The organism is Streptococcus oralis, assembly GCF_023110435.1.
Lineage (GTDB): Bacteria > Bacillota > Bacilli > Lactobacillales > Streptococcaceae > Streptococcus > Streptococcus oralis_CF.
Genome location: NZ_JALDWB010000001.1, coordinates 291,511 through 303,725, shown reverse-complemented (window position 1 = coordinate 303,725; position 12,215 = coordinate 291,511). Strand labels below are relative to the sequence as shown.

15 protein-coding genes are annotated in these 12,215 nt (G+C 43.6%); 1 reads left to right on the top strand and 14 read right to left on the bottom strand.

The annotated features are described in order from the left end of the window. Positions 1-129: 129 nt before the first annotated feature. The 9 genes from whiA to M1F97_RS01475 form a co-directional block, all read right to left on the bottom strand. On the bottom strand, positions 130-1,041 hold the full coding sequence (whiA, locus tag M1F97_RS01515; protein ID WP_247943966.1) for a DNA-binding protein WhiA: 912 nt from the start codon (positions 1,039-1,041) through the stop codon (positions 130-132). Further along, complete coding sequence (locus M1F97_RS01510; protein WP_247943965.1) at positions 1,038-2,015, bottom strand: YvcK family protein; 978 nt, start codon at positions 2,013-2,015, stop codon at positions 1,038-1,040. The genes whiA and M1F97_RS01510 overlap by 4 nt, the downstream gene beginning before the upstream one ends. Next, entirely contained in the window at positions 2,012-2,902 is an 891-nt protein-coding gene (gene rapZ, locus M1F97_RS01505; RefSeq protein ID WP_247943964.1) for an RNase adapter RapZ, read from the bottom strand. Before rapZ ends, M1F97_RS01510 begins: the two co-directional genes overlap by 4 nt. Positions 2,903-2,953: 51 nt before the next feature. Further along, positions 2,954-3,334: a RidA family protein gene (locus M1F97_RS01500; protein ID WP_247943963.1), complete on the bottom strand. Its 381-nt coding sequence runs from the start codon at positions 3,332-3,334 to the stop codon at positions 2,954-2,956. 8 nt (positions 3,335-3,342) lie between these two features. Then, entirely contained in the window at positions 3,343-3,930 is a 588-nt protein-coding gene (gene yihA / locus M1F97_RS01495) for a ribosome biogenesis GTP-binding protein YihA/YsxC (protein WP_093584565.1), read from the bottom strand. An 8-nt stretch (positions 3,931-3,938) separates the two neighbouring features. Then, positions 3,939-5,171 carry an ATP-dependent Clp protease ATP-binding subunit ClpX gene (gene clpX / locus M1F97_RS01490; RefSeq protein WP_002874765.1) on the bottom strand — a complete coding sequence of 411 codons (1,233 nt, stop codon included), beginning with the start codon at positions 5,169-5,171 and terminating at the stop codon, positions 3,939-3,941. Between the two features lie 201 nt (positions 5,172-5,372). Further along, complete coding sequence (locus M1F97_RS01485; protein WP_247943962.1) at positions 5,373-5,879, bottom strand: dihydrofolate reductase; 507 nt, start codon at positions 5,877-5,879, stop codon at positions 5,373-5,375. A 118-nt stretch (positions 5,880-5,997) separates the two neighbouring features. Beyond that, positions 5,998-6,672 (bottom strand): (d)CMP kinase, encoded by a 675-nt coding sequence (gene cmk / locus M1F97_RS01480; RefSeq protein ID WP_000849392.1) that lies wholly within the window; start codon positions 6,670-6,672, stop codon positions 5,998-6,000. Between the two features lie 9 nt (positions 6,673-6,681). After that, complete coding sequence (locus tag M1F97_RS01475) at positions 6,682-7,176, bottom strand: SAG1386/EF1546 family surface-associated protein (protein WP_247943961.1); 495 nt, start codon at positions 7,174-7,176, stop codon at positions 6,682-6,684. Between the two features lie 45 nt (positions 7,177-7,221). Here M1F97_RS01475 and M1F97_RS01470 point away from each other — a divergent pair, with 45 nt between their 5' ends. Next, on the top strand, positions 7,222-7,425 hold the full coding sequence (locus M1F97_RS01470) for a ferredoxin (RefSeq protein WP_162284888.1): 204 nt from the start codon (positions 7,222-7,224) through the stop codon (positions 7,423-7,425). A 98-nt stretch (positions 7,426-7,523) separates the two neighbouring features. On the opposite strand, the gene M1F97_RS01465 is transcribed toward M1F97_RS01470, so the two are convergent. From M1F97_RS01465 to M1F97_RS01445, 5 genes are all read right to left on the bottom strand, one after another. After that, positions 7,524-8,474 carry a glycosyltransferase family 2 protein gene (locus M1F97_RS01465; protein WP_432654192.1) on the bottom strand — a complete coding sequence of 317 codons (951 nt, stop codon included), beginning with the start codon at positions 8,472-8,474 and terminating at the stop codon, positions 7,524-7,526. Position 8,475: 1 nt separating this feature from the next. Continuing rightward, positions 8,476-9,495, bottom strand: a complete 1,020-nt coding sequence (gene galE / locus M1F97_RS01460) for a UDP-glucose 4-epimerase GalE (RefSeq protein WP_247943959.1) — start codon at positions 9,493-9,495, stop codon at positions 8,476-8,478. Between the two features lie 101 nt (positions 9,496-9,596). Beyond that, complete coding sequence (locus M1F97_RS01455; protein WP_247943958.1) at positions 9,597-10,700, bottom strand: NAD(P)/FAD-dependent oxidoreductase; 1,104 nt, start codon at positions 10,698-10,700, stop codon at positions 9,597-9,599. Between the two features lie 16 nt (positions 10,701-10,716). Continuing rightward, entirely contained in the window at positions 10,717-11,514 is a 798-nt protein-coding gene (locus M1F97_RS01450; protein WP_247943957.1) for a Nif3-like dinuclear metal center hexameric protein, read from the bottom strand. After that, on the bottom strand, positions 11,501-12,178 hold the full coding sequence (locus M1F97_RS01445) for a tRNA (adenine(22)-N(1))-methyltransferase (RefSeq protein ID WP_247943956.1): 678 nt from the start codon (positions 12,176-12,178) through the stop codon (positions 11,501-11,503). Before M1F97_RS01445 ends, M1F97_RS01450 begins: the two co-directional genes overlap by 14 nt. Positions 12,179-12,215 lie beyond the last annotated feature (37 nt).

Sequence of the window (12,215 nt, the reverse complement as noted above, 5' to 3'; positions counted from 1 at the left end):
TTTTCTCCTTTGTGCTACAGTATAACTTATCTATAGTATACCATAGATTATGGAGTTGGCTTCCTTTAAAATTCTTCTCATATATTTATTAACTTCAAGAAAGAACCACGGATAAAATAATCCGTGGTTTTATAATTCATCTGCAATCTTGTTTATTTTTCGGAGTCTGTGGTTGACGCCACTTTTGGTTAGGGGATTGCTCAGGCTATCTGCCAACTGCTGGATAGAGTAGTCTGGATGCTGGATCCGCAAGCGAGCTACCTCCTGCAAATCCACTGGTAAATGTTCCAAGCCCATTCTATCTTTGATTTTACTGATATTGTTGATGGTTTTCATACTGGCAGAAACTGTCCGAGCGATATTGGCTGTTTCGGCGTTATTGGCTCGATTGAGATCGTTACGAGTTTCACGCAAAATCTTGACGCGCTCAAAGTTATCACGCGCCTGCATAGCCCCAATCACGATCAAGAAATCCATGATGTCTTCTGCACGCTGGAGATAGGTAACTGCACCTTTCTTGCGCTCAATGACCTTAGCATCCAATAAAAATTGCTGGAGGAGAGAGGCCAGTCCTTGGGCGTGGTCCAGATAAACGGAACTGATTTCTAATTGGTATTTGCCAGACTCAGGATCTCGAATACTACCATTTGCCAGAAAGGCCCCACATAAGTAGGAACGACCTGCTTCTTCATCTGCTAAAATATCAGGATCAATGCCTGTCTCCAAACCAAAGAAGGAATCCGCAAGTCGCAAATCAGCTAAAAGCTCCTGCACCCTCTCATCAGTGTAGACCGTATAGACACGGTTCTTGCGAAGATTGCTTCTCTGATGGTGGCGAATCTCTGACTTGATTTCATAAAAATGGAGAAAGGACTCATAAAGGTGCCGAGCTAACTTGGCATTTTCAGTCACAACAGACAAGGTCAAGCCTGAAGTCGAGAGACCAATACTACCAGACATCTTGATGATGGCTGATAGTTCATGACGACTGAGATGGTGCTGACCAAGAATTTCTTCTTTTACTGCAACTGTAAAACTCATTTTCTCACCTGTATGATGCGCATCAATTCATCTACAATCAAATCGCCATCATGGAAGGCTCCTCCATTTTCCAAACGAAGGAAGTTGGATGAAATCACACGAGGAACCTGTTTGCAAAGACCAGCAAAGTCATGCTCTACCTGAACCAAATATTCATCAAAACGGTTGGTATCCATGTATTCTCTAGGAACCTTTTCGATATTCACCAAGACCGTATCAATAAAAGGCCGACCTAAGTGTCGATGGAGGACTTCCACGTGGTCACTGTCTGAAAAGTGCTCTGTTTCCCCACGCTGGGTCATGATATTGCAGACATAGGCTATCTCCGCTTTGGTCTCTAGGAGAGCCTGCCCAATTTCCTCAATGACAATATTTGGCAAAATCGATGTAAAGAGGGAACCAGGCCCCAAGACGATCATGTCACTCTCGAGAATAGTAGTGACTACTCGACGGCTGGCTTGTGGTGTTTCATCATCCAAGGTATTGGTCACATAAACATGGTCGATCATGCCTGGATGATCTGCAATGTGGCTCTCACCCGCCACCTCAGAACCATCTTTAAAAACTGCATGCAAGGTCAAAGGCTGATCGCTTGATGGGTAGATTTTTCCTGTTGTGTGAAAGAATTTACTGAGTAATTGCATAGCATTGTAGGTAGATCCTTGCATTTCAGAAAGCCCTGCTATGATGATATTTCCTAGCGGATGACCCGCAAAAGCTCCAGCCTCTTCTGAAAATCGGTACTGAAAAACCTTCTCATAAAACTTAGGCATATCCGACATGGCTACCAGAACATTACGAAGATCTCCAGGCGGTGTCAGCTGTTGAATATTCTTTCTTAGCTCACCAGAAGAACCACCATCATCAGCTACCGTTACGATGGCTGCGATGTCAACATCCTTTTCCCGCAAACTTTTTAAAATGACGGGGATACCAGTCCCTCCACCAATCACCGTTATTTTAGGTTTTCTCATGAACGGTTTACCGTTTCCTTTCTTCGATCTTTGTCACGATGGCTTTCATTGACAGGCCAGTTTTTAGCAAGGTCCTCAGCTATGCGCTTGGCAAAGGCAACACTACGGTGCTGTCCACCTGTACATCCCACTGCAATGGTCAAAACGGACTTGCCTTCTTTTTTGTAACTTGGCAAGATCGGCTCAATCAAGGCTAGCAAGTGCTGATAGAAACTTTCAGACTCTTCATGATTCATCACATAGTTGTAGACAGGATCATCCAGCCCCGTTTGATTACGCAGCTCTGGTAGGTAATAGGGATTTGGTAAGAAACGGACATCAAAAACCAAGTCTGCATCAATAGGGATACCATATTTGAATCCAAAAGACATGACCTCAATACGGAAAGACTGGGCTTGTTCTTGATCCGAAAATTGCTCAGCAATGGTTTTACGTAGTTCACGCGGAGTGAGTTCTGTCGTATCCACCACATTTTGGCTCATGTTTTTCAAAGGTGCCAAAAGTTCACGTTCCAGCTTGATGCCATCTAAAATCCGACCATCTGCTGCTAGAGGGTGACTTCTTCTAGTTTCCTTATAGCGTGCCACCAATTCCTTATCTGCTGCGTCTAAAAAGAGAATTTTGAAATCCAAATCATTCTGGTTTTCCAATTCATCCAAAACAGCCTGAATCTCCGAGAAGAAGGAACGGCTACGCATATCGACTACCAAGGCCAGTTTGTGGTCATCATCTTTAGTTTCAACCAGCTGCAAGAACTTTGGTAAGAGGGCTGGTGGCATATTGTCAATAGTGAAATATCCCAAATCTTCGAAGGACTGAATGGCTACCGTTTTCCCTGCGCCACTCATCCCTGTCACAATCACCAGGTGAAGTTGTTTTTTTGTCATCTATCTCTCCTTATATCAAAAAAAGTTTGGCAGAGCCAAACTTCAACTAGCTTATCCAATCTCTGCGATCACTTCAATTTCGACTTTTACATCACGAGGAAGACGTGCAACTTCCACAGCTGAACGAGCTGGAAATTCCTCTTTAAAGGCCGTTTGGTAAACCTCGTTAAAAGGAACAAAGTCATTCATATCGCTCAAGAAGCAAGTTGTTTTGACAACGTGATCAAAGTCCGTTCCTGCTTCTGCTAAAATAGCACCAATGTTTTTCAAAACTTGTTCTGTCTGTTCTTGGACGGTCTCTCCTACAATCTCCCCAGTTTCAGGTGAAAGAGGAACTTGACCGCTAGCAAACAAAAGATTGCCAACGATTTTCCCTTGAACATAGGGTCCGATTGCCTTTGGAGCCTTGTCTGTGTGAATAGTTTTTGCCATTATTTCCCTCATAATTTTTCTAAAATAGCATCCCAAGCTTCATTCATCCCTGCCTTGCTGATAGATGAAAAGAGGATGAAGTCGTCACTTGGATCAAAGTTTAATTTCTTTTTGATTGCAGATTCGTGCTTGTTCCACTTACCACGAGGAATCTTGTCCGCTTTGGTCGCAACGATGATAACCGGAATCTCATAATACTTGAGAAATTCGTACATCTGCACATCATCTGCTGATGGGTCGTGACGGAGGTCAACCAGACTGACCACTGCACGGAGATTTTCCCGAGTTGTTAGGTACTCCTCAATCATGCGACCCCACTTTTCTCGTTCCTTTTTGGAAACGCGAGCGTAGCCATACCCAGGAACATCCACAAATCGCATCTTGTCATCGATGTTAAAAAAGTTAAGAAGCTGGGTTTTCCCAGGTTTTCCAGAGGTACGGGCAAGATTCTTGCGGTTGAGCATGGTGTTGATAAAGCTGGACTTCCCAACATTTGACCGCCCTGCAAGGGCAATCTCTGGCAGTCCATCCTGCGGATAGTGGGACTTGTTTGCAGCACTGAGCAAGATTTCAGCATTGTGTGTATTGATTTCCATAGTCACCTCTAGGCTGTTTCTAGGATTGGTTTTTCCGTTCCATCGACAGCTTCTTTGGTGATGCGGACCAGTTTCACATTTTCTTGACTCGGTACTTCAAACATAACGTCTAGCATGGTTTCTTCGATGATTGATCGAAGACCACGCGCCCCTGTCTTGCGTTCGATAGCCTTATTGGCGATTTCTTGAAGGGCTTCATCGTCAAATTCCAACTCAACGTCATCATAAGAAAGCAAGGTTTGGTATTGTTTCACCAAAGCATTTCTTGGTTCTTTCAAGATGCGAACCAAGTCATCGACCGTCAATTGCTCAAGAGCTGCAAAAACAGGCAAGCGTCCAATCAACTCTGGAATAATACCGAATTTTTGAATGTCTTCTGCGATGATTTCTTGCATGTAGGAGCTGTTTTCATCAATCGCTTTATTATTTTGGCCGAAACCAATAACTTTTTCACCCAAACGTTGTTTAACGATTTCTTCGATGCCGTCAAAAGCACCACCCACGATGAAGAGGATATTCTTGGTATCCACCTGAATCATCTCTTGTTGTGGATGTTTGCGTCCACCCTGAGGAGGTACGCTGGCTACAGTCCCCTCGATAATCTTGAGAAGAGCTTGTTGCACTCCTTCACCCGAAACGTCACGTGTGATAGACACATTCTCGCTCTTCTTGGCAATCTTGTCAATTTCATCCACGTAGATAATCCCACGCTCTGCACGTTCGATGTTAAAGTCAGCAGCCTGCAAGAGTTTGAGGAGGATGTTTTCCACGTCCTCACCCACATAACCGGCCTCAGTCAGAGCTGTCGCATCTGCGATAGCAAAAGGTACGTTCAAGCTCTTAGCCAAAGTCTGAGCCAAGAAAGTTTTCCCTGAACCAGTTGGACCAATCATCAAGATGTTTGACTTCTGCAAATCCACATCTTCTGACTCTTCACGCGTATCGTGAAAATTGATGCGTTTATAGTGATTGTATACAGCCACTGCCAAGGCACGTTTGGCACGATCTTGACCGATCACATAGTGGTTCAAGATATTGAGGAGCTCGATTGGTTTTGGTACTTCAGACAAGTCTGCCAAGACTTCCTCAGCCAACTCTTCCCGAATGATTTCCTGGGCCAACTCCACACATTCATTACAGATAAAGGCATTGTTCCCAGCGATTATTTTCTTTACTTCTTCTTGGCTTTTGCCACAAAATGAGCAATAAACCATCATATCATTTTTCCTATTTGTAGGCATGATTTCCTTCCGTTCTATATTTTCATTCTATCTAAAATAAGGTCATATAAAAAGCATGGACACTGTTTACTAGATTGGTAAAAGCATTCAACCAGAGTAGGGCAGACAGTCCATAGCGCTTCTTACGAAAAGCCTGTGCTCCCGCCAAGATACAGATTACACACAAAAAAGCTGTGAAAAATCCAAATATACTGCGCTCCATTAGACTTCCTTTCTCTTTCGGTATTGGATGGTAAAATCATAGTCGTTTTTCTCATCTCGGGTATAAGATTTGCTTGCGACTGTCTCAAAACGAGACAAGTCAAACTCCTCAGGGAAATAGGTATCTCCCTCCACCTGAGCATGAATCTGTGTCACGATGATTTCATCTAAATAGGGCTCAAAAGCTTGAAAAATCTGTTTTCCACCAATGATATAGAGATTTTTTTCCTGACTCTGATACCACGCTAAAACAGACTCCACATCTTGGAATACGAGCGCTCCATCTATGACTTCGTCACTGTTTCGTGTCAAAATCAAGGTTTGGCGTTTGGGAAGCAGACGACGTCCCATTCCATCAAAGGTCACTCGTCCCATCAGTATAGCATGATTTAAAGTTGTTTCCTTAAAATGTTGCAACTCTGCTGGCAAATGCCAAGGGAGACGATCTTCCTTCCCAATCACCCCTTTTTCATCTTGGGCCCAAATGGCTATGATTTTCTTTGTCATGCTTCCATCCTTTTCATTGATACTACTATTTTATCAAAAAACTCCCAAAAAGACTGTTTTCAAATGCTCCCCAAAGAGAGAAAAGAAGCAGGCTAGTCTTAGCCTGCTTCACCTGTCACTAGGACATGCGTTTTTTTGCTTCTGATTCAATTTTTTCGACCACTTCTTGGATACTTAATCCAGTTGTGTCAAGGTAAACTGCATCCTCTGCTTGTTTAAGAGGCGAGGTTTCACGGTGACTATCCTTGTAATCACGTGCCGCAATCTCTTCTTTCAGAGTTTCCAAGTCAGTCTCAATCCCTTTAGCAATATTTTCCTTGTAACGTCGTTCTGCTCTCTCTTCAACAGAAGCCACTAGGAAAATCTTGAGTTCAGCTTGTGGTAAAACAACTGTCCCGATATCACGCCCATCCATGACAATACCACCTTGCTGGGCAATCTCCTGTTGGAGAGAAACCAGTTTCTCACGTACTTCAGGAATGGCAGCAATACTTGAAACCTTGTTGGTCACCTCATTTTCGCGAATAGGATGAGTAATATCAACATCGCCAACAAAGACAAGTTGCTCACCTGTTTCCGAACGTCCAAAACTAATGGGGTGTTGGTTAAGAAGCTCAAGAAGTTGGTCTACATTTCCTGCATCCAACTGGTGCTTGAGTGCTATATAAGTTGCAGCACGGTACATAGCGCCCGTATCGAGATAAGTGTAACCAAAATCCTTAGCAATAATCTTTGCGACTGTACTCTTACCACTGGAAGCAGGACCATCAATAGCAATTTGAATTGTCTTCATTTCCGACTCCTATCTAGTCTTGATGACATCACCAGGGTTGGCAAACCAAGTTCCTGATGACATATGAGAAGGATTCAGAGCTTCTAGCTGGGCAATGGAAATCCCTGCACGTTGAGCAAGAGCGGCTTCTCCTTCTCCAGGTTGCACAGTAAGCGTTCCTTCTCCATCTGTGTGTTCTTCAGAACTACTTTCTGAAGGAGTTGATTCTTTCGTTTCTTGAGCTTTACTAGTAGAGGAAGAAGACTCTTCCACTTTAGAGGTTGACGATGGAGCTGAAGAATCATAAAAATCCTTCAAAGCTGCCGTGCGGTTACTTCCTCCAGTAGAAAGGTAAATCAATACGACAACCATCGCTACAACGATTACAAAGAAGAGACTAGCTAGAATGGTCAAGACACGATTGGCAACAGCACCTTTTCCTTTTTGTTTACGGTGACGACGCTCTAATCTTGTTTCTTCTTCTCTGTTGTCATAAATATCTTCTTGCCACGGTTCTTTTGCCATACCTTACTCCTTGTATTTTTTTCATTTTCTTATTACAATATAAACATGAAAGTCACACTTATACCTGAACGATGCATCGCCTGCGGGCTTTGCCAAACCTATTCTGAACTCTTTGATTACCATGATAATGGAATCGTTCGATTTTACGATGATCCAGTTGAATTGCAAAGAGAAATCGCTGAGACCAGCGATGTTCTGGAGGCTATCAAACAGTGCCCTACACGTGCACTTCTCAAAGATCCATCATAGTTTAAAAGGGAGATTGATTTTGTTGATTCTTTTTGTCACTTTAATCCCTTCATCTACTAGTTTAGCATATTTCAAGGTAAAATTATAGTCTTTTCCGATTATTTTTTCCCTTCAAAAATAGAAAGATCACTTTTTTCTTTGATGAGATAGAGTGGTCTTTTTTTGGTCTCTAGATAAATCTTACTGATATACTTGCCGAGAATCCCAATGGTCAGGAGTTGAATTCCTCCAAGAAAAAGAATAACAGCCATCAGAGAGGTCCAGCCAGATGTCGGATTCCCTAAGATAAGGGTTCGAAAAACCACAAAAACAGTCATCATAAAAGAAATAAAACAAGATAGGAGTCCCGCTACAAAGGCTATACTCAAGGGAAAATCTGAAAAGTTAAGAATCCCTTCAATCGAGTAGAAAAAGAGCTGTCTAAAACTCCAACTGGTCTTGCCAGCCTGTCTTTCGACATTTGGATAGTCAAGATAGTGCGTTTTAAAGCCCACCCAGGCAAATAGGCCCTTAGAAAAACGATTGGACTCAGTTAAGGCTAAAATAGCATTCACCACAGACCGTCTCATCATCCGAAAATCACGAACACCTGATGGCAGAGCTACTGGGCTGATTTTTTGCATGAGGCGGTAAAAGATGTCAGCGCAGAAACTGCGAAAGAAGGGTTCTCCCTCCCGACTGGTTCTCCGTGTCCCAATACAGTCTAAATCTGCATTCTGGTCTAGTAAGGCTTTCATTTCAAGCAACATACTAGGAGGATCCTGGAGGTCTGCATCCATCACGACCACCAAGTCTCCAGTCGCATGCTGCAAGCCTGCATACAGAGCCGCTTCTTTCCCAAAATTTCTCGAGAAAGAGATATAATGTACCGCAGGATTTTGTACCCGATAGGCCTTCAAAAGCTCCAAAGTGCCGTCGCTTGAACCATCATCCACAAAGACATACTCGATCTCTGCTCCTAATTCTGGAAGCAGTGCTTCAACAGACTGATAAAAAAGAGGAAGTACTTCCTCTTCGTTTAGACATGGGACAATGATTGAAATCATCATCTTAGTCTTCAAATCCATTTGGATGCTTGCTTTGCCAACGCCATGCGTCTTCACACATTTGAGTAATGTCGAGTTCTGCTTCCCATCCGAGCTCTGCTTTAGCTTTTGCTGGGTCTGAGTAGCAGGCAGCGATATCACCTGGGCGACGTTCTACGATGCGGTAAGGAATGGGACGTCCCACTGCTTTTTCCATGTTTTGGATAATTTCAAGAACTGAGTAACCTTTACCTGTTCCAAGGTTATAAACATTAAGACCTGAACCTTTTTGGAGTTTTTTCAAAGCTGCAACGTGGCCTTTGGCTAGGTCTACGACATGGATATAGTCACGAACACCAGTTCCATCTTCTGTATCGTAATCATCTCCAAAAACTTGTACTTGTTCTAGTTTGCCCACTGCCACTTGTGAAACATAAGGCAAGAGATTGTTTGGAATTCCATTAGGATTTTCTCCCAAGTCTCCACTTTCATGCGCTCCGATTGGGTTAAAGTAACGAAGCAAGACCACATTCCATTCTGAGTCTGCTTTGTAGATATCCGTCAAAATTTCCTCTAACATGAGCTTAGTACGACCGTATGGATTGGTCACTGAAAGTGGGAAATCTTCCAAGATCGGAACTGTATGAGGATCTCCGTAAACTGTCGCAGAAGAACTGAAGATGATGTTCTTACAGTTGTTTTCTTCCATGGCTTTCAAAAGGCTGACAGTTCCAGCGATATTGTTGTCATAGTAGGCAAGAGGGATGCGTGTTGATTCGCCAACAGCCTTCAAACCAGCAAAGTGAATGACACCAGTCGGCTCTTCCTGCTTGAAAATATCTCTGAGGGTATCTGTGTCACGGATATCTGCCTCATAGAAAGGCACTTCAACACCTGTAATTCTCTCAACAACTTCTAAACTCTTACGATTGCTGTTGACAAGATTATCCACCACAACGACTTGATGACCTGCTTGGATTAACTCAATAACAGTGTGGGTTCCGATAAATCCGGCACCGCCAGTTACCAAAATCTTTTCTTGCATCTTTTTTCCTCGATTCTCGGATTATTTTTTCTTATTTTACCATTTTTGATAGGGAATGTCATTTGCCATCCTAAACTACCTGCTAAAATTTCAGTAAAATTTTATTCACTTTTTACTCGTTTGACATAGTTTGCAATTGGATAGTTTACTGGATCTAAGGTCAACCCCTTGTCTTGAACCAATTGGGCTAGATGGTAGCCAATGATAGGACCCGTTGTGAGGCCTGATGAACCTAGTCCACTGGCTGCATAAACACCTGATAATCCTGGCACCTGTCCAAAGAAAGGAGAGAAATCACTAGTATAGGCACGGATTCCTACTCGCTCACCTCTTATAGTAGCTTCAGCCAAGGCTGGGTAGTATGGCAAGGCTGCTTCCTCCATTTGTTGGAGCAAGGTTTCATCCACTGTCAAGTCAAATCCCATGTCATTTTCATGAGTAGCTCCTAGGGACAATTTCCCGCCTGCAAAAGGAATTAAATCCCACTCTCCTTCTGGCATGACAACAGGGTAAGATTCTAGGTCTTTGGAGAGCTGATAGTCTCGGAGTTGTCCCTTTTGGGGACGAACATCTACCTCATAACCTAAAGGTTCCAAAACATCCCCCAACCAAGCTCCCGTAGCCAAAATAACCTGATCAAACACATCTTCGCCAATCTGGTAACCTGATGTTAAAGGTGTCAGACTCACTTTTTCTTTGACCAGCTTGACCTGACTGGCTTCTAGCAGACAAGTCACTAAGAGCTGGCCATCCACCCGTGCCCCACCAGAAGCATAGAGCAGGCGGTCAAATCCCTGCAAATCAGGGAATAATTCATTTGCAGACGCTTGGTCCAGAATGGCTAACTGACCTATCAAGGGAGAATCTTCTCTGCGCTTGAGGGCTAGTTCATAGAGCTCTTCCAACTTGGATTCATCCTTTTTCAGGAGAAAAACTCCCGAACGCTGGTAAAAGTCGATTTCCTGACCAGACTTTTCTAAATCAGCCAACAAATCCACATAAAAGTCAGCTCCCAAGCGCGCCATCTTGTACCAGGCTTTATTACGGCGTTTGGAAAACCAAGGACTGATAATTCCCGCTGCTGCCTTGGTTGCCTGACCTTGACCATAGTCAAAAACGGTCACCTCTAGGTCGCTTTCTTTCGCGAGGTAGTAGGCAGCTGTCGCCCCTACAATCCCTGCTCCAATAATGGCAACTTTTTTCATTGTCTTCACCTTCTAACTAGATATGGTGGAAAGGATTAGTCGATGCTTGACTAGGCAAGATATCAATAGTCCAGCCCTTCTCTGCCTTCCATTGAGTGAGGAGTGCAGCGATTTTTTCCACAAAAAGCACTTCGATATAATGCCCCGGGTCCAATGCCAGCAAGTCTTCAGACAACATATCCTGAGCTGTGTGATAGTAGATATCCCCAGTGATGTAGACATCTGCCCCCTTTGCCAAAGCATCAGGATAGAAAGACTGACCACTACCACCGCAAATGGCAACTCTTGAAATTTCCTTCTTCAAATCACTCTCTTGATAATGCACCATGCGAAGACTATCTAGACCAAAGACTTGCTTGACATGCTGAGCAAATGCTCCAAAAGTCTGTGGTTGAATGTCACCAATACGCCCAATCCCACGTTCTGGGCCTGTTTCCTGAAGATAGGTCGTCTCCTCAATGCCTAGCATCTGGCAAAACCAGTCATTGAGGCCATTTTCAACGATATCAATATTGGTATGACTGACATAAACTGCGATGTCATGCTTGATCAGGTTGATGTAAATCTGATTTTGCGGACGGCTGGCTACCAAGTCCTTGATAGGACGAAAGATCGGCGCGTGCTTGACGATAATCAAGTCCACATCCTTTTCAATGGCCTCTGCCACCGTCTCTTCACGAATATCGAGGGCAACCATGACTCTTTGGATATCCTTGTCTAGAGTACCGATTTGCAGACCACGGCTGTCTCCCTCCATAGAAAATTCCTGTGGGCAAAAGCCTTCATAAGCTTGTATTACTTCACTTGCTAGCATGGAGTACCTCCTTGATGGCTTGAATTTTATCTACCAGAACTTGACGTTCCATCAGATTTTTTTCTGGGATTTGGCCAAGAGCAAATTCTAGCTTAGCTGCTTCTTTTTGCCATTTTTGGACAAAGACTGGACTGACTTCTTTGGACAAGAAAGGACCAAAGCGAACATCACTTGCTGATAGCTTCATTTGTCCCGCTTCCACAACCAAAATCTCGTAGAATTTGCCAGCTTCTTCTAGGATGCTTTCGGCTACAATCTGAAATCCGTTGTCTTGCAACCAGATGCGCAAGTCGTCTTCACGATTATTGGGCTGTAGGATTAATCGTTGGACACTAGCCAACTTGTCCAACCCTTCCTCCAAGATCGTAGCAATCAATCGCCCTCCCATACCAGCAATGGTGATGACCGACACTTGGTCTGTCTCTTCAAAAGCTGCCAAGCCATTGGCTAAACGAACTTGGATTATCTCCTTTAGACCGTGAGCCTCAACATTCTTGACCGCTGACTGGTAGGGACCTTCCACCACCTCACCTGCAATAGCGCTTTTGATCTGTCCTCTTTCGACCAAGTCGATCGGCAGATAAGCATGGTCACTCCCCACATCTAGTAAAACGGCCCCTTGTGGCACAAAGGAAGCAACCAATTCTAATCTCTTTGAAATCATCTTCTCTCACTTTCCAAAACTCTATTACCTCTTATTA

Coding starts and splice junctions, on each gene's coding strand:
- M1F97_RS01470 (WP_162284888.1), top strand. CDS start 7,222: ATGAAAGTCACACTTATACCTGAACGATGCATCGCCTGCGGGCTTTGC.
- whiA (WP_247943966.1), bottom strand. CDS start 1,041: ATGAGTTTTACAGTTGCAGTAAAAGAAGAAATTCTTGGTCAGCACCAT.
- M1F97_RS01510 (WP_247943965.1), bottom strand. CDS start 2,015: ATGAGAAAACCTAAAATAACGGTGATTGGTGGAGGGACTGGTATCCCC.
- clpX (WP_002874765.1), bottom strand. CDS start 5,171: ATGCCTACAAATAGGAAAAATGATATGATGGTTTATTGCTCATTTTGT.
- M1F97_RS01450 (WP_247943957.1), bottom strand. CDS start 11,514: ATGCTAGCAAGTGAAGTAATACAAGCTTATGAAGGCTTTTGCCCACAG.
- M1F97_RS01455 (WP_247943958.1), bottom strand. CDS start 10,700: ATGAAAAAAGTTGCCATTATTGGAGCAGGGATTGTAGGGGCGACAGCT.
- galE (WP_247943959.1), bottom strand. CDS start 9,495: ATGCAAGAAAAGATTTTGGTAACTGGCGGTGCCGGATTTATCGGAACC.
- cmk (WP_000849392.1), bottom strand. CDS start 6,672: ATGAAGACAATTCAAATTGCTATTGATGGTCCTGCTTCCAGTGGTAAG.
- M1F97_RS01485 (WP_247943962.1), bottom strand. CDS start 5,879: ATGACAAAGAAAATCATAGCCATTTGGGCCCAAGATGAAAAAGGGGTG.
- yihA (WP_093584565.1), bottom strand. CDS start 3,930: ATGGAAATCAATACACACAATGCTGAAATCTTGCTCAGTGCTGCAAAC.
- M1F97_RS01445 (WP_247943956.1), bottom strand. CDS start 12,178: ATGATTTCAAAGAGATTAGAATTGGTTGCTTCCTTTGTGCCACAAGGG.
- M1F97_RS01475 (WP_247943961.1), bottom strand. CDS start 7,176: ATGGCAAAAGAACCGTGGCAAGAAGATATTTATGACAACAGAGAAGAA.
- M1F97_RS01500 (WP_247943963.1), bottom strand. CDS start 3,334: ATGGCAAAAACTATTCACACAGACAAGGCTCCAAAGGCAATCGGACCC.
- rapZ (WP_247943964.1), bottom strand. CDS start 2,902: ATGACAAAAAAACAACTTCACCTGGTGATTGTGACAGGGATGAGTGGC.
- M1F97_RS01465 (WP_432654192.1), bottom strand. CDS start 8,474: ATGATGATTTCAATCATTGTCCCATGTCTAAACGAAGAGGAAGTACTT.